Origin of the sequence: Actinokineospora xionganensis (genome assembly GCF_014323725.1) — a bacterium.
Classification (GTDB): domain Bacteria; phylum Actinomycetota; class Actinomycetes; order Mycobacteriales; family Pseudonocardiaceae; genus Actinokineospora; species Actinokineospora xionganensis.
Genome location: NZ_JABVED010000019.1, coordinates 71,813 through 86,575, shown reverse-complemented (window position 1 = coordinate 86,575; position 14,763 = coordinate 71,813). Strand labels below are relative to the sequence as shown.

Below are 14,763 nucleotides of genomic sequence, written 5' to 3'. Positions count from 1 at the left end.
CTCCGCTTCACGCTGATCGACCGTAGCGCTGAGGACCGACAATCGTGGCTAGTTCTCGCGCGGCGCCGGCCCCGACGCGCGGTCGAGCAAGGCTGGTCAGGCACCATGTGAAGGTGACAAGAATTGTGGCGGGCGCCGCCGGGGGAAGGCGGCTCGCGGTGCCGCCCAAGGGCACCAGGCCGACGTCGGACCGGGTGCGCGAGGCCCTCTTCAGCGCGTTGGAGGCGGGCGTCGGCCTGCATGGCGCCCGGGTGCTCGACCTCTACGCCGGGTCGGGCGCGCTCGGGTTCGAAGCGCTTTCCCGTGGGGCGGTGCTGGCCACGATGGTGGAGGCCGACCGCAACGCCGTCGGCGTCCTCAAGCGCAACGCCGCCATCGTCGCGCTGCCCGGCGCCGACATTCGGGCCGGACGGGTCACCCAGGTCCTCTCCGCGGGCTCCGCCGAGCCCTACGACCTGGTCATGGCCGACCCGCCCTACGCCGTCGAGGGGCCGGAACTCGCGGTGATGCTCAACGCGCTCGTCGACTATGGGTGGACCGGACCCGGCTCGACGGTGATCGTCGAGCGGTCCACCCGCGCGGGCGCGCCCGACTGGCCCGCCGCCCTCGTGCCCGAGCGGTCCCGTCGCTACGGCGATACCGAGTTGCACTGGGCCTCGCAAGTGAGTGTCGACACGGACTCCGACTGACTCCCGGCTGCTACGGTCCAAATCCATGACGCGCGCAGTTTGCCCGGGCTCGTACGACCCGCCCACCAACGGCCACCTCGACATCATCGAGCGGGCCGCGGCGCTGTTCGACGAGGTCGTGATCGCCGTCATGATCAACAAGTCGAAGCGTGGGTTGTTCACCGTCGAAGAGCGGATGGACATGCTCGCCGAGACCACCGCCCACCTCCCCAATGTCCGTGTCGACTCGTGGCACGGGCTGCTGGTGGACTACTGCACCCAGAACGACGTGCGGGCGATCGTGAAGGGCCTGCGCGCCATCAGCGACTTCGACTACGAGTTGCAGATGGCGCAGATGAACCAGGGCCTGACCGGCGTGGAGACCATGTTCATGCCGACCAGCCCGCTCAACAGCTTCCTGTCCAGCTCCCTGGTCAAGGAGGTCGCCACCTATGGCGGCTCGGTCTCGCACCTGCTCCCGGAGCTCGTCCACACCCGCCTCCTCAAGCGCCTGGCCGAGAACGCGGCGGCGGCGGAGGAGAGCTAGGCCGACGGTGCGGATCATCACAAGCCCCCACCCCCTCACAAACGAACACGCCCACTCGATCTCCACGTGCGGAGCCCGGTAAGCGGGCAGAATCGAACGGGGAGCCGTCACGTCCCGCGCGTGGAGGTGGAGGAGGAGCTGTGTACAAGGTCTTCGAGGCGATCGACGAACTGGTCACGATCCTGGAGGAAGCCCGGGGCGTGCCGATGACGTCGGGCTGCGTGGTGCCCCGCGGCGACGTCCTCGAACTGCTCGACGAGGTGCGCGACGCGCTGCCCGCCGAGATCGACGACGCGCAGGACGTGCTCGACCGCAAGGACGAGATCATCGGCGGCGCCGAACACCAGGCCGAGCAGACCCGGTCCAAGGTCGCCCTCGAAGCCGAGCAGCTCATCGCCGACGCCCGCGCCCAGGCCGAGCGCCTCGTGGCCGAGGCCACCGCGCACGCCGACCGCCTCGTCGCCGAGGCCCAGGACGAAGCCGACCGCACTGTGGCCGCGGGCCGCGCCGAGTACGAGAACCTGGTCGGCCGCTCCCAGTCCGAGGCCGACCGGATGCTGCAGGCGGGCCGCGAGTCCTACGAGCGCGCGGTCGAGGAAGGCCGCTTCGAGCAGGCCAGGCTGGTTTCGCAGACCGAGGTCGTCCAGGCCGCCCACGCCGAGTCCGCCCGCATCCTCGACGCCACCGCCGACGAGGCCGCCCGCAAGCGCGCCGAGTGCGACGACTACGTCGACACCAAGCTGGCCGAGTTCGAAGACCTGCTCAGCCACACCCTGCGCACCGTCGGCAAGGGCCGCACCCACCTGCGCGGCGCCATGAACGGCGTCCCCGCGGGCGCCGTCCCCTTCGATTACCACGGCTGACCCGCGAGTCCAACGTCCAGAACGCTGAGTCCAACGTTCACGACAGCCACGAACGTTGGACTCGTTGTTCTGAACGTTGGACTCGCGGTCTGATTTCCCGTTTCACGGTGCCTCACGTACCCTGTTCTAGCTGGCCGCGCGGACATCCGCGTCGGCCCCACCAATCCACGAAGGCGTGACCGAGTCCACCATGTCCGAGAAGCGCAAAGGCCCGGCCCGTCCGGTCCTGACCAGCCCGTGGGTCATCGACACCCGTGAGCTGGGAAGGCGACCCGGATCATCGCGACCGGTCCACCGCAACGCCCAGGCCGACTACGCCATCGGGCTCGAAGGCGTCATCGCGGTGCCCGCGGGCGCCGACGTCGAGCTCGATGTCCTGCTGGAGTCGGTCGTGGAGGGTGTCCTGGTCTCCGGGGTCGCCGCCGCCCCGCTCGCGGGGGAGTGCTCCCGGTGTCTCGACCCGATCACCGACGAGGTCGAGGTCGACATCACCGAGCTCTTCGCCTACCCGCTGAGCGCCACGGTCGAGACGACCGACGAAGACGAGGTCAGCCGCCTGATCGACGACCTCATCGATCTTGAGCCAGTCGTCCGCGACGCGGTCGTCCTGGCACTGCCGCACGTTCCGCTGTGCAGCCCGGACTGTGCCGGTCTGTGTACGGACTGTGGTGGCAAGTGGGCCGAACTCGGCCCGAATCATAGGCATGAGACCATTGATCCTCGATGGGCCGCGCTCCAAGAGCGGTTCCAACAGGATGATGGCTGAGACAACACAGTCTGTAGCGTCGTTGTAACTGTCCGTCCTGCTCACACAGCTTGCTCAGAGGAGATTCAGTCGTGGCCGTCCCCAAGCGGAAGATGTCGCGTTCGAACACCCGCTCGCGCCGGTCGCAGTGGAAGACCACTGCGGTGCACCTGGTGAACTGCTCGAACAAGGCTTGCCGGGCCCCGAAGCCGCAGCACATCGCCTGCCCGACCTGCGGCCAGTACGACGGTCGCCAGGTCGTTCAGCCCGCGTGACCGTAGGTTCACGCCATGGGGGCTAAGGCGTCTCGAGGTCCGACAGCGGACCCGTCAACGCTGCTCGACGCGCTCGGCGTCCACTTGGACGCCGAGCTGCTCGTGCTCTCGCTGACGCACCGCTCGTACGCGTACGAGAACGGCGGTCTGCCGCCCAACGAGCGCCTGGAGTTCCTCGGCGACGCGGTCCTGGGCCTCGTCGTCACCGACCACCTGTACCGCCGCCACCCCGACCTGCCCGAGGGGCAGCTCGCCAAGCTGCGGGCCAGCGTGGTCAACATGCACGCCCTCGCCGGTGTCGCCCGCGGTCTGGGCGACGGCGGCCTCGGCGCGCACCTGCTCCTCGGCAAGGGTGAGGAGCTGACCGGCGGCCGCGACAAGGCGAGCATCCTCGCCGACGGCATGGAAGCCGTGATCGGCGCGGTCTACCTGCAGCACGGCATCGACACGGCCCGCCAGGTCGTGCACCGCCTGTTCGACCCGCTGCTCATCGAAGCGCCGCTTCGTGGAGCCGGGCTGGACTGGAAGACGAGCCTGCAGGAGCTCACCGCGTCCGCGGGCCTCGGCGTGCCGGAGTACCGGGTGCGCGAGGAAGGCCCGGACCACCGCAAGGAGTTCACGGCCATCGTCGTCGTCAACGGCCAGGGCTACGGCAACGGCGACGGTCGCACCAAGAAGGAAGCCGAGCAGAAGGCCGCGGAAGCGGCTTGGCGCGAGCTTTCCGAGTCGATCGACACCAAGCGGTCCGACGAGTCCTGAGTGCCCGAACTGCCTGAGGTCGAGGTCGTCCGCCGGGGTCTGGAACGCCACGTCACCGGTCGCACGATCGCCTCGGTCGACGTCCTGCACCCCCGGGCCATCCGCCGCCACGTTCCGGGTGCGATCGACTTCGCGTCCCGGCTCGTGGGGCATTCTCTTGACGCCGCGCGCCGCCGTGGCAAGTACCTGTGGGTCGAGTTGAGCTCCGGTGAGGCCGTCCTGGCCCACCTCGGCATGAGCGGCCAGATGCTCGTCCAGTCCGCCGACGCGCCCGACGAGAAACACCTGCGGGTGCGGGTCCGCTTCGCCGACGACGGCCCCGAACTCCGGTTCGTCGACCAGCGCACCTTTGGTGGCCTGTCCGTCGAGGACACTGTCGAGGTCGACGGCGAGACGCTGCCCGAGCCGGTCGCGCACATCGCGCGCGACCCGATGGACCCGGCGTTCGACCTCGACGCCGCCGTCCGCGCCCTGCGCGCCAAGCGGACCGAGGTCAAGCGGGCGCTGCTCGACCAGACCGTGGTGTCCGGCATCGGCAACATCTACGCCGACGAAGCCCTCTGGCGCGCCCGCGTGCACTGGGCGCGACCCACCGAGCGGCTCTCCGCGGCGAAGGCCCGCGAGCTGATCGGTGCCGCCACCGACGTGATGGCCGAGGCGCTCGTCGCGGGCGGCACGTCCTTCGACGCCTTGTACGTCAACGTGAACGGCCAGTCCGGCTACTTCGACCGATCCCTGGCCGCCTACGGGCAGGAGGGGCTGCCGTGCCCCCGCTGCGGCAGTCCGATCCGTCGTGAGCCGTTCATGAACCGCTCGTCGTTCTCCTGCCCGCGCTGCCAGCGCCGCTCATGACCCGCTGCCGTAGGGCCGGGTAAGAATCTCCAGTGCGTGCCCGTCGGGGTCGTCGAAGTACACGCCGCGCCCGCCGTCGTTTGTGTTGATCTCCCCGGTCTGCCGGTGGTGCGGGTCGGCCCAGTAGCTCAGGCCGCGGTCCTTGATCCGGCCGAAGATCTCATCGAACTCGTCCTCGGAGACGAGGAACGCGTAGTGCTGCTCGGTGATCTCCCCGTCAACGTCGATGAAGTCGAGCGTGACGTCGTTGTCGGTCCGCACACACAGGAACGGGCCGAACGGGAACGGCGCGGGCAGACCTAGGACCTCGGCCGTGAACTTGGCCGACGCGGCCTTGTCCCGGCTGTGGACGATGGTGTGGTTGAGCTGGATGGACATGGCGGTTCCTCCCCATCGCAGTGCTGTCGCAGTGCTGTCGCAGTGCTGTCTCCACCCTAGAACTTCCAGCGCGGACGAGGTCAAACCGCTGGGGTGTCCACTTTCCATGTTGCGCGGTACTGCGTAATGCGCAATAGTGCTCTTAGCGCGATACCGGGGAGGGTGCATGGATACGAGCCAGCTGCTCAAGGGAGTGCTGGACCTCGCGGTGCTCGCCGTGCTGCGGGATGAGGACGGCTACGGCTACGACGTTCTCAGACGACTGCGGGGCGGCGGCATCGAGGAAGTCGGGGACGCTTCGGTCTACGGAACGCTGCGGCGGCTGTACAAGGCGGGGTACCTCAGCTCCTATGTGGTCCCCAGCGACGAGGGGCCGCACCGCAAGTACTACGGCCTCAACGATCTGGGCCGGGCCCGACTGGTCGAGACCGAGCAAGCCTGGCGGGCGTTCGCCGAGACGTTGGACGGGATTCTGCGAAAGGGGAAGGCGGCGTGAACAGCGACACTCGCCTGGAGCTCGACGAGTACCTCGCCCGGGTGCGGACGGCGTTGGCCGACCTCCCCGCCGACGAGCTGACCGAGCTGATGGAGGACGTCGAGCCGCACGTCACGGAGGTCTTCGGCGAGGACGGATCCCCCGTCGAACGCCTTGGCACGCCGGAGGACTACGCGGCCGAACTGCGCGCGACGGGTGGCTACCCGCCCCCGCCGAACCGGACCCTGCCCGCGGTTCCGCGCAAGCTGGCGGGGCGGGTCGCCCTGTGGGGACTGGCGATCACGGCGCTGGTCGCGTTCATCGTCGGTGCCGCGGGCGTGGGAGAACGCTCGGACAACCCGTTGGTCGCGGTGATCGTGTTCTTGCCACTGTTCGCGTTGGCGGCGTGGCTGATCTTCACCGGCCGTGTCCGCCGCTCGGACATCGAGGAACTGGGCGAGTACCGCTGGGCTGTCCGAACTGGACTGAATCTGCTGCAGCCCGCGGCGATGGACTACCTGCGCTCGCTGCGTCCGGCGTGGACGGTGCTGCGGATCGTGGTGCTGGCACTGGCTTTCCTCGCCACGATCAGTAGGGCGCCCTCCTTCGCGGTGGCGGTGCTCATCGCGGCGGGTGTGCTGCTCTGGACTGCGGGCCGGGTCAAGACCGACCGGCGCCTGCTGGCGATCACGGTGCCCGGCAACGCTTTCGTCGTCGGCTGCGGCATCGCCCTGGCGGTGGCCGCGGCATCGAACAGCGGCGGCACCACCTACCACGGCGGATACTCGGGCAATGGCTTGTCCTACAACGGAAGTCCACTGGCCAATGTGTACGCCGTGGGCGCCGACGGCAAAGCCATCGACGAGTTCTACCTCTATGACGAGTCCGGCAGCCCGATCACGGTCTACCGCCCATCGTGCGGTGAGCACATCGACAACCGAAACCGCTTCCCACTGCCCCGGGTCGTCTACACCCGAGGCATGTGCGAGGAACTGACCGGTCTGCCGTTCGTGCCGCTGCCGCCGTCACCCTCGGCGGTCCCGTCTCCGTCGACCACCGTGAGCCCAGCGCCGTCGACCACGGCGACTTCACCGCCGCCGTCGACGACCTCGTCGGCACCGGCCAAGACGTCGGCGGCCGTGCCGACGGGTTGATCCCCTCGGGGGAGGGTGTGAGAGTGGGAGCAGGCATCGGGGGCCTGCTCCCACTCTCGCCACGATCGGCAAGCCCTCGTCAGCTTGGTGACATCAGTTCGACGGTCGGGAAGTAGGTCCGATACCGCCGAGCCTCCCGAGTGAGCAGCGCGAATCTGCTGACGGCGGCGTGAGCGCCAATGTAGAAGTCGGGGAGGGGTGCGGTCTTCGCGCCACCCTTTGCTTTGTACTCGACGAAGCACTTGCCCGCGAGAAACGCGGCAGACCAAGGCAGCGGCGTACGCACGAAGTCGTCCTTGGGGGGCGCGTCGTCGAGATCCTCGATCGACGAGAGGCGCACCGAGACCTCGGCGCACACGATCGGATTGATCACCAGCAAGCCGACCTCGGCGGCGTCAGCCAATGCCCCGAAGACCGTTCGGCCCACTCGGGATCTTCGGTCATGATGTCGATGAGGATGTTCGAGTCGACCGGAGTCGTGTTGCGCTCACTCGCCACGGGTGAGCGCCATGATCTCGTCGGTGCTCATGGCGACATCTCCGCGATCCCGCAGGATTCCCACAATGCGTCGACCGCGTCGGCCGTGGGTGTTGGACCGCTTGAGCCGAACCTCCTCGCCTTCGACGACGAACTCGACTTCGTCACCAGGCAGCAGACCGAGTTGTTCCCGGACCGCGATAGGGATGGTGACCTGCCTCTTCTCGGTCAGTCTCATGGAGTAAGAGCAATATTTTCTCGGTATTACTCTTACTCAGTAGCCGAACATCTGGGTCCAGTAGTAACCCGGTCCCGCCAGCCCGACGCCCATCGTGCGCAGGTTGCAGTTGAGGATGTTGGCGCGGTTGCTGGAGGAGTTCATCCACGCGTTCATGACTTCCTCGGCGGTGCGGGGGCCGCGGGCCAGGTTCTCGCCGCCGGGCATCCAGTAGCCCTCGGCGTAGGCGCGGTCGATGTAGCTGCGGCCGTCCTGGCTGGTGTGCGAGTAGTAGTTGTTCGCCGCCATGTCGGCGCTGTGCGCCTGGGACGCGCGGTTGAGCCTGCTGTCCAGGGAGAGCGGCGCGCAGCCGAACTGCAGGCGCCAGTTGTTCACGATGTTGAGCACCTTCGGCGGCACCGTGCTGTCCACGGGCGTGGCCGCCGTCGTGGTGGTGGCAGGCGGGCGCGTCGTCGTGCCGGGGCCATTGGTCGGCTTCGTGCCGTGGCCCGGCGGCTTCCCGCCCGGCTCCGGCGCCGGGGATCCGCCGGGCGCGGTTGTCGGCGAGACGCTGCTCGCGCCCGAGGACGGCGGGGGCGCGGAGATGCCGGTCATGCTCGCCGACGCCGTGGGAGGCAGGGACACGGTCGGGTGGACCGCGTCGGGTGCCGTCGAGGTCGCGGGAACGTCAAGGGCGATGCGGTTCGGTTTCCCGTCGATCTTGCCCGAACTGTCCAGCAGGGTGGCGACCCCCGCTGTTCCCGCGCCGACCGCGAGCGCCACAAGAACGGCCTGCACTAGCCCACTACGACCACGACGGTGTGTCACGGTCGCGGAAGGTACCACCAACGAGTGGATCTAGGTGAATATCCAGAAACTCTCTGTTACGTAGTTGTTGGTTCGGTAGTCGTTGGTGGCGTGGTGGGTGGGGTGGTAGGCGGAGGAGTCGTCGGTTGCGTCGTCTTCGGCGGTGTAGTCGCCGGCGTCGTGGTCACCGGCCGCGGCGTCGTCGTGGTGGGGGTCGTCGGCTTGGGGCCGCGCTTCGTCGTGGTCGTCGTAGCGTCCGTCGTCGTCGACTCGGTCGTCGTGGTGGAGCTCTCCGTCGTCGTCGACGACGGGACCTCCGAGGACGTCGTGGACGCGGGCGCGCTCGTCGACGTGGCCTTGGCGGACGTGGACTTCACCGGCGCGGCGGGCGCGATCGGGCCCGCGTCGTCGCTGGCGCCCGAGGCGAAGGCCGCGACGGCGGCGAAAACGGTCGCCACGACGACGCCGGAGACACCCAGGATCGCGTAGGGCGCGCGGCGGAGACCTGGTGTTTCGTCGTCTACTGGTGACACTTCGACCCGGTCTGCTGACTCGGACATGCAGGTCCACTCCCACTGACTCGCGAGGCGAGCCGGTTCGTCGGCCGTGACGGCGCGAAAAACTACCATCTCGTAGAAGGCCCGAGACCCGCGCGTATGTTTTCTCGCTCTGTGTGGATCCCTCATCCGTGCGGCAGGATGACGGTGTGTCACAGGACCAGAACCGTGCCGATCGCGTCCGGCTGACCGCGTGGGTGCGCGGCCGCGTCCAAGGCGTCGGGTTCCGGTGGTGGACCCGCAGCCGCGCGCTCGAACTCGGGTTGTCCGGATGGGCGCGCAACACCGCCGACGGCCGGGTCGAGGTCGTGGCCGAGGGCGCGCGCGACGAATGCGACCGCCTCCTGCGGGCACTGCAGTCCGGCCAGGCCCCCGGCAGCGTCGACGCCGTGGTCGAGCAGTGGGGACCGGCGAAGGGGACCATCGAGGGGTTCGCCGAACGGTGACCGGTGAACCGATCCCGTGCCGCCCGCGTAGGCACTTACGTGGGTGACGACCCGGGACAGGACGAGTACCTCGTCCGCGAGCTGTACGACCGCTACCGGCGGCCGTTGCACAGTTATGTCCTGCGGGCCGTCGGCAACGACCACCAGCGCGCCGAGGACATAGTCCAGGAGACGCTGCTGCGCGCCTGGCGGCACGCGGACCGGCTGCACGTCGACCACGCGGGCCCGTGGCTCTACACAGTGGCGAAGAACCTGGTGATCTCCGGCTACCGCAAGCAGAACGCCCGGGTCGCGGAGGTGCCGATCGAGACCGACTGGGCCCGGTCGACCGACGACTTCGAGCAGGTCCTGCAGGGCTGGCAGGTCGCCGAGGCCATGCGGGCCCTGTCGCGCGACCACCGCGAGGTCATCGGCCAGCTGTACTACCGCAGGCGGACCGTCGCCGAGGCCGCCAAGGTCCTCGGCATCCCGGCGGGCACCGTCAAGTCCCGCACGTTCTACGCGTTGCGGGCCCTGCGCGACGCCCTGGAGGAGCGAGGGGTGACCGAGCCGTGAGCTGCATGCTGCTGACCTCCGTCGGCGCCTACGTCCTCGGCGCCCTCGACCTGCCCGACCGGGCCGAGTTCGAGGCGCACCTCTCGGGCTGCGCGTCCTGCAAGGCCGAGCTGCTGCGGATGGCGCCGCTGCCGGGGCTGCTGCACCGGATCTCCCCGGAGGACTACGAGGACCAGCCCGACCTGCCCGACCTCGAACCCCAGCCCGCGCCGCTCGCCGAGCCGACCCCGCTGCGCAAGCGGGGTCCCCGGCGGCAGTGGCCGCTCGCCGCCGCCGTGGTCATCGTGGTCGCGCTGGGTACCGGCACGGCCGTCCTCGTGCAGAGCCAGCGCGAGCCCGAGCCGACCGCGGTGAGCTGGTCGGCGAAGGACTCGGCCAGCGGGGTGGGCGCCGACGTGGCGCTGACCGACCGCCCCTGGGGCACCGAGGTGAGGATCACACTGCGTGACGTGCCCGCGGGCAAGCCGTGCAAGCTCGTGGTGCGCGACCGCGACGGCGGCAGGCAGGTCGCGGGTTGGTGGTCGACCACCTTCGAGCCTGGTGAGACCATCCCCGGCAGCACATCGTTCGACCTGGCCCGGATCTCCCGGGTCGAGGTCGTGACCGACGACGACAAGGTGCTGGTCACGGTGCCCGCCCCGGCCTGACTTACCCCCGATCGGCCCCGCCTCCCCAGGTGGACCCGTATCCGCAGGTACTCTCTCCCGGATACAGCACTCGGAAGGGCCGGTTTCGTGCACCTCAAGAGCCTGACGCTGAAGGGCTTCAAGTCCTTCGCCTCGGCGACGACGCTGAAATTCGAGCCGGGGATCACCTGTGTCGTCGGACCCAACGGGTCGGGCAAGTCCAACGTCCTCGACGCGCTGCGCTGGGTCATGGGCGAGGGCAGCGCCAAGGGCCTGCGCGGCGGCAAGATGGAGGACGTCATCTTCGCCGGCACCTCCGGCCGCGCGCCGCTGGGCCGCGCCGAGGTCACGCTGACGATCGACAACTCCTCCGGCATGCTGCCGATCGAGTACTCCGAGGTCTCCATCACGCGCCGGATGTTCCGCGACGGGGCCAGCGAGTACGAGATCAACGGCAACGGCTGCAGGCTGATGGACGTGCAGGAACTGCTGTCGGACTCCGGTATCGGCCGCGAGATGCACGTCATCGTCGGGCAGGGCCAGCTCTCCGCGATCCTCGAGTCCAAGCCCGAGGAGCGCCGCGGGTTCATCGAGGAGGCCGCGGGCGTCCTCAAGCACCGCAAGCGCAAGGAAAAGGCGCTGCGCAAGCTCGACGCGATGCAGGCCAACCTCACCCGCCTCAACGACCTCACCGCCGAACTCCGCCGCCAGCTCAAGCCGCTGGGCAAGCAGGCCGAGATCGCCCGTCGGGCGCAGAGCGTGCAGTCCGAGCTGCGCGACGCCCGCCTGCGCCTGCACGCCGACGACCTGGTCAACCAGCGCGAGGACATCGCCCGCGAGGAGGCCGACGAGGCCAGCGCGCGGCGCAAGCGCTCGGAGGTCGAGCAGGCCCTGGAGATCTACCAGTCGCGCCAGACCGAGCTGGAGGACCAGCTCGCGGTGGACGCGCCGATGCTCGCCGCCGCCCAGGAGACCTGGTATCGGCTTTCCGCTCTTGAAGAGCGGCTGCGCGGCACGGTCCGACTCGCCGTGGAGCGCGCGCGTCACCTCTCGGCGTCGGTCGAGGCCCCGCGCGGTGGCCGCGACCCGGACGAGATGGAAGAAGAGGCCGAGCACACCGCGATGCGCGAGGCCGAGCTGTTCGAGGCCGTCGCCGAGGCCCGCTACACGCTGGCCGAGTCCACCGAGCGCCGCGGCGAGCTGGAGCAGCTCGTGCGGACCGCCGAGAAGGCGCACATGGCCGCCGTGCGGGCCATCGCCGACCGCCGCGAGGGCCTTGCCCGGCTGGCCGGGCAGGTCGAGGCGCTGCGCAGCAACACCAACGCCACCGCCGACGAGATCGAGCGGCTCTCCACCGTGCTCGCCGACGCCAGTGACCGCGCCGAGTTCGCCGCGCAGGAGCTCGCCGAGGGCGAGGCCGCCACCGGCACCGAGGAAGGCGACGACGCCGGCCTGGAAGAGCGCCACCAGCGCGCCGTGCAGGCCAATGAGGCCGCCAAGGCTCGGGTCGAGGAACTCGTCAAGGCCGAGCGCGACGCCGAGCGTGAGATCGCTTCGTGGAAGGCGCGGGTCGACGCGCTGTCGATGGGACTGGCCCGCAAGGACGGCGCGGGCGCGCTGCTCGCCGCGAGCGACCGGCTGCCGGGCCTGCTCGGGTCCGTGGCCGCGCTGCTGACCGTCGAACCGGGTGCCGAGGCCGCGCTGGCCGCCGCCCTGGGTCCGGTGGCCGACGCGGTCGCCGTGGCCGACCCGGAAGGCGCTGTCGCCGCCCTGCGGATGCTGCGCGCGGGCGACGCGGGTCGCGCGGGGATGCTGGTAGGCGGCCCGGCGTTCACCTCCGACCGCTCGTCCTGGCCCACGCTGCCCCCGGGCGCGCGCTGGGCCGTGGATCTCGTGCGCGCGCCGGACGCCCTGCTGCCCGCCGTGCATCGCGCGCTCGACAAGCTGGCCGTGGTCGACGGCCTGCCCGCCGCGCAGGCGCTGATCGCCGAATACCCCGAGCTGCGGGCCGTCACCGCCGAGGGCGATGTGCTGGGCGCGCACTGGGCCGTCGGTGGGTCGGAGCGCGCGCAGAGCGTCATCGAGGTGCAGGCCGCCGTCGACGAGGCCAACGCCAAGCTCGCCGCGACCGAGCGGATGCTGGAGGGCTCCGCGGCCGCGCTGGAAGGCGCCCGCGCCGAGCAGCAGGCCCGCCGCGCCGAGGTCGGCGCGGTCAAGGAGGCGATGAACGAGGCCAAGGTGCGGGCGGCTCGGTCCTCGGAGCGGCTCAACCGGCTTCGCCAAGCCCTGCGGGCCGCCCAGGCCGAGGTCGAGCGGGCCACGTCGCAGCGGGCCAAGGTCGAGCAGGCCCGTGAGGAGTCGCTGCTCAAGCTCGCCGACCTTGAGGAACGTCTCGCGGTCGTGCAGGAGCAGGAAGTCGAGGACGAGCCCGACTCCGCCGAGCGCGACGAGTACACCGCCGAGCTGGCCACGGCGCGCCAGGAGGAGATGGAAGCGCGGCTCGTGCTGCGCACCGCCGAGGAACGCCACCGCGCGCTGCAGGGCAAGGCCGACGGCCTGCGCCGGGCCGCCCGCGCCGAGCGTGAGGCCCGCGAACGCGCCACCCGCGCGATGGCCGCCCGCAAACGCGGCGCCGTGGTCGCCCAGGCCGTCGTCGAGGGCGGTGAACTGGCTCTGCGGCGCATCGCCGGGTCGCTGCGCCGCGCGGCCGAGGAACGCGACGTCGTGCAGGGGCAGCGGGCCGAGCGCGAGCGCGTCCTCGCCGAGGTGCGCGCCAAGGTCCGTGAGCTGTCCGGTGAGCTGGAGAAGCTGACCGACGCCGTGCACCGCGACGAGGTGCTGCGCGCCGAACAGCGGCTGCGGCTCGAACAGCTGGAGACCCGCATCGCCGAGCAGTTCGGCATCGGCCTCGACGACCTGGTCGCCGAGTACGGCCCGAACGTCGCGGTGCCGCCGAGCCCGGCCGAGCTGGCCGAGTACGAGCAGGCCAAGGAACGCGGCGAGGACGTCTCGATGCCGCCGCCGTCGCCGTACGACCGTGACACCCAGGCCCGCCGGGCCAAGCGCGCCGAGCGCGACCTGGCGCTGCTGGGCAAGGTCAACCCGCTGGCGCTGGAGGAGTTCGCCGCGCTGGAGGAGCGCTACAAGTTCCTCTCCACCCAGCTCGAAGACCTCAAGGACACCCGCCGCGACCTGCTCACGGTGATCAAGGACGTCGACGAGAAGATCCTGGAGGTCTTCACCGCGGCCTACGCCGACGTCTCCCGCGAGTTCGAGATCGTGTTCAACGTGCTGTTCCCGGGCGGCGAGGGCCGGATGATCCTCACCGACCCCGACGACATGCTGACCACCGGCGTCGACGTCGAGGCCCGCCCGCCGGGCAAGAAGGTCAAGCGGCTCTCCCTGCTCTCCGGCGGCGAGAAGTCGCTGGTCGCGGTCGCCATGCTGGTCGCGATCTTCCGCGCCCGACCTTCGCCGTTCTACGTGATGGACGAGGTCGAGGCCGCGCTCGACGACACCAACATGCGACGGCTCATCGGGTTGCTGGAGCAGCTGCGGTCCAGCTCGCAGCTGATCATCATCACCCACCAGAAGGCCACAATGGAGATCGCCGACGCCCTCTACGGGGTGAGCATGCGCGGCGACGGCATCACCCAGGTCATCTCCCAGCGCCTGCGGCGCACGGACCGGGACGCGGCGATCGAGGAACCGACCGAGGAAGACCCGGCCGCCTGAGCCCGCCTTTCTACTCCCAGCCCGACGCGTGCGCGTAGGCGTCGCGCACGGTGGCGAGGCAGTGTGCGGGAGTGGGGAGGTGGTTGGTCTGATGGGCAAGCTGCGTGGTCCAGTCGAACCGCGGCAGGCTGCGAAAGACGTGCGGCGCCACTGTCCAGCCCGTGATCTCGCGGACGAGGTCAGCTGTTCGTGCGGTCAGGGCATTCAGGCCAGCCAGGAGGCGAGGTCGTAAAGATCGCGTGCGGCCCCTCGATCCATCCACGCCACAGTCTTCATCCTGGCGAACGAGGCCAGTGTGGGGACTCTCAGTTCGACCGGCTCGATGTCGCTGTATCGCATCTCGATCAGCCTGCGCTCGGTCGGCCAGGCCGCGAACTCGTGGTGCTGACAGGCGTCCAATAGCTGTACGCGAACGCTCAGCCCATCCGCCGTGCGGAGGCTCGCGGGCTCCACTGGTCGCACGTCGGCGAGCGCGGGCATCCACGACGCCCTAGGGAACTATCGCCTCAGGGAGCGGGGCACGTCCGCCGTGATTCGTGGCGCCAGCGTAGACCGGTCGGCGGCTAGGAGGTCGATGTCTTCGGACAACCTGCCGCCGTCTGCGGGGTCCGGCGCCCAGGTTCGGGC

The 14,763-nt window shown here is 70.0% G+C and carries 19 protein-coding genes; 14 read left to right on the top strand and 5 right to left on the bottom strand.

The window, feature by feature from the left end; all coding sequences use genetic code 11:
* The first annotated feature begins 92 nt into the window (after positions 1–92).
* The 7 genes from rsmD to mutM all read left to right on the top strand — a co-directional run bounded on the left by rsmD (position 93) and on the right by mutM (position 4,709).
* Positions 93–689 (top strand): 16S rRNA (guanine(966)-N(2))-methyltransferase RsmD, encoded by a 597-nt coding sequence (gene rsmD, locus GPZ80_RS26725; RefSeq protein ID WP_222719920.1) that lies wholly within the window; start codon positions 93–95, stop codon positions 687–689.
* 25 nt (positions 690–714) lie between these two features.
* Positions 715–1,215 (top strand): pantetheine-phosphate adenylyltransferase, encoded by a 501-nt coding sequence (coaD, locus tag GPZ80_RS26720; RefSeq protein ID WP_187223842.1) that lies wholly within the window; start codon positions 715–717, stop codon positions 1,213–1,215.
* 140 nt (positions 1,216–1,355) lie between these two features.
* Complete coding sequence (locus GPZ80_RS26715; protein WP_187223841.1) at positions 1,356–2,078, top strand: DivIVA domain-containing protein; 723 nt, start codon at positions 1,356–1,358, stop codon at positions 2,076–2,078.
* A 190-nt stretch (positions 2,079–2,268) separates the two neighbouring features.
* Entirely contained in the window at positions 2,269–2,844 is a 576-nt protein-coding gene (locus GPZ80_RS26710; RefSeq protein WP_187223861.1) for a YceD family protein, read from the top strand.
* Positions 2,845–2,915: 71 nt separating this feature from the next.
* A complete protein-coding gene (gene rpmF / locus GPZ80_RS26705) occupies positions 2,916–3,098 on the top strand; it encodes a 50S ribosomal protein L32 (RefSeq protein WP_091370894.1) in 183 nt (60 codons plus the stop codon).
* 15 nt (positions 3,099–3,113) lie between these two features.
* On the top strand, positions 3,114–3,857 hold the full coding sequence (gene rnc / locus GPZ80_RS26700) for a ribonuclease III (RefSeq protein WP_187223840.1): 744 nt from the start codon (positions 3,114–3,116) through the stop codon (positions 3,855–3,857).
* Entirely contained in the window at positions 3,858–4,709 is an 852-nt protein-coding gene (gene mutM / locus GPZ80_RS26695; RefSeq protein WP_187223839.1) for a bifunctional DNA-formamidopyrimidine glycosylase/DNA-(apurinic or apyrimidinic site) lyase, read from the top strand. It begins immediately after the preceding gene.
* On the opposite strand, the gene GPZ80_RS26690 is transcribed toward mutM, so the two are convergent.
* Complete coding sequence (locus GPZ80_RS26690; RefSeq protein WP_376771733.1) at positions 4,704–5,087, bottom strand: VOC family protein; 384 nt, start codon at positions 5,085–5,087, stop codon at positions 4,704–4,706. The genes mutM and GPZ80_RS26690 overlap by 6 nt on opposite strands.
* Positions 5,088–5,253: 166 nt before the next feature.
* Between GPZ80_RS26690 and GPZ80_RS26685 the strand changes: the two genes are divergently transcribed.
* Positions 5,254–5,583, top strand: coding sequence for a PadR family transcriptional regulator (locus GPZ80_RS26685; RefSeq protein WP_091370902.1), 330 nt, complete (start codon positions 5,254–5,256; stop codon positions 5,581–5,583).
* A complete protein-coding gene (locus GPZ80_RS26680; protein WP_187223837.1) occupies positions 5,580–6,716 on the top strand; it encodes a DUF1700 domain-containing protein in 1,137 nt (378 codons plus the stop codon). The genes GPZ80_RS26685 and GPZ80_RS26680 overlap by 4 nt, the downstream gene beginning before the upstream one ends.
* 79 nt (positions 6,717–6,795) lie before the next feature.
* Here GPZ80_RS26680 and GPZ80_RS26675 read toward each other — a convergent pair whose 3' ends face one another.
* The 3 genes from GPZ80_RS26675 to GPZ80_RS26665 form a co-directional block, all read right to left on the bottom strand.
* Positions 6,796–7,119 carry a type II toxin-antitoxin system VapC family toxin gene (locus tag GPZ80_RS26675; protein ID WP_222719898.1) on the bottom strand — a complete coding sequence of 108 codons (324 nt, stop codon included), beginning with the start codon at positions 7,117–7,119 and terminating at the stop codon, positions 6,796–6,798.
* Between the two features lie 84 nt (positions 7,120–7,203).
* Positions 7,204–7,431, bottom strand: a complete 228-nt coding sequence (locus GPZ80_RS26670) for an AbrB/MazE/SpoVT family DNA-binding domain-containing protein (RefSeq protein WP_187223836.1) — start codon at positions 7,429–7,431, stop codon at positions 7,204–7,206.
* A 36-nt stretch (positions 7,432–7,467) separates the two neighbouring features.
* Positions 7,468–8,208, bottom strand: a complete 741-nt coding sequence (locus tag GPZ80_RS26665) for a CAP domain-containing protein (RefSeq protein ID WP_187223835.1) — start codon at positions 8,206–8,208, stop codon at positions 7,468–7,470.
* Between the two features lie 123 nt (positions 8,209–8,331).
* On the opposite strand from GPZ80_RS26665, the gene GPZ80_RS26660 reads away from it, so the two are divergent.
* The 5 genes from GPZ80_RS26660 (at position 8,332) to smc (ending at position 14,136) form a co-directional block, all read left to right on the top strand.
* A complete protein-coding gene (locus GPZ80_RS26660) occupies positions 8,332–8,706 on the top strand; it encodes a hypothetical protein (RefSeq protein WP_187223834.1) in 375 nt (124 codons plus the stop codon).
* A gap of 217 nt (positions 8,707–8,923) precedes the next feature.
* Positions 8,924–9,220, top strand: a complete 297-nt coding sequence (locus GPZ80_RS26655) for an acylphosphatase (RefSeq protein WP_312880594.1) — start codon at positions 8,924–8,926, stop codon at positions 9,218–9,220.
* Positions 9,221–9,259: 39 nt separating this feature from the next.
* Positions 9,260–9,775, top strand: coding sequence for a sigma-70 family RNA polymerase sigma factor (locus GPZ80_RS26650; RefSeq protein ID WP_187223833.1), 516 nt, complete (start codon positions 9,260–9,262; stop codon positions 9,773–9,775).
* 5 nt (positions 9,776–9,780) lie between these two features.
* Positions 9,781–10,422 (top strand): anti-sigma factor family protein, encoded by a 642-nt coding sequence (locus GPZ80_RS26645; protein ID WP_281401485.1) that lies wholly within the window; start codon positions 9,781–9,783, stop codon positions 10,420–10,422.
* An 87-nt stretch (positions 10,423–10,509) separates the two neighbouring features.
* Positions 10,510–14,136 (top strand): chromosome segregation protein SMC, encoded by a 3,627-nt coding sequence (smc, locus tag GPZ80_RS26640; RefSeq protein ID WP_187223831.1) that lies wholly within the window; start codon positions 10,510–10,512, stop codon positions 14,134–14,136.
* A 204-nt stretch (positions 14,137–14,340) separates the two neighbouring features.
* Here the strand turns inward: smc and GPZ80_RS26635 are convergent, their stop codons facing one another.
* A complete protein-coding gene (locus GPZ80_RS26635) occupies positions 14,341–14,616 on the bottom strand; it encodes a nucleotidyl transferase AbiEii/AbiGii toxin family protein (RefSeq protein ID WP_187223830.1) in 276 nt (91 codons plus the stop codon).
* Positions 14,617–14,763 lie beyond the last annotated feature (147 nt).

Bases quoted from the DNA above. Each gene is read 5' to 3' on its own strand.
- GPZ80_RS26710 (WP_187223861.1), top strand. From the start codon at position 2,269: ATGTCCGAGAAGCGCAAAGGCCCGGCCCGTCCGGTCCTGACCAGCCCG.
- GPZ80_RS26635 (WP_187223830.1), bottom strand. From the start codon at position 14,616: ATGCCCGCGCTCGCCGACGTGCGACCAGTGGAGCCCGCGAGCCTCCGC.
- GPZ80_RS26645 (WP_281401485.1), top strand. From the start codon at position 9,781: ATGCTGCTGACCTCCGTCGGCGCCTACGTCCTCGGCGCCCTCGACCTG.
- coaD (WP_187223842.1), top strand. From the start codon at position 715: ATGACGCGCGCAGTTTGCCCGGGCTCGTACGACCCGCCCACCAACGGC.
- GPZ80_RS26690 (WP_376771733.1), bottom strand. From the start codon at position 5,087: ATGTCCATCCAGCTCAACCACACCATCGTCCACAGCCGGGACAAGGCC.
- GPZ80_RS26670 (WP_187223836.1), bottom strand. From the start codon at position 7,431: ATGAGACTGACCGAGAAGAGGCAGGTCACCATCCCTATCGCGGTCCGG.
- rnc (WP_187223840.1), top strand. From the start codon at position 3,114: ATGGGGGCTAAGGCGTCTCGAGGTCCGACAGCGGACCCGTCAACGCTG.
- GPZ80_RS26685 (WP_091370902.1), top strand. From the start codon at position 5,254: ATGGATACGAGCCAGCTGCTCAAGGGAGTGCTGGACCTCGCGGTGCTC.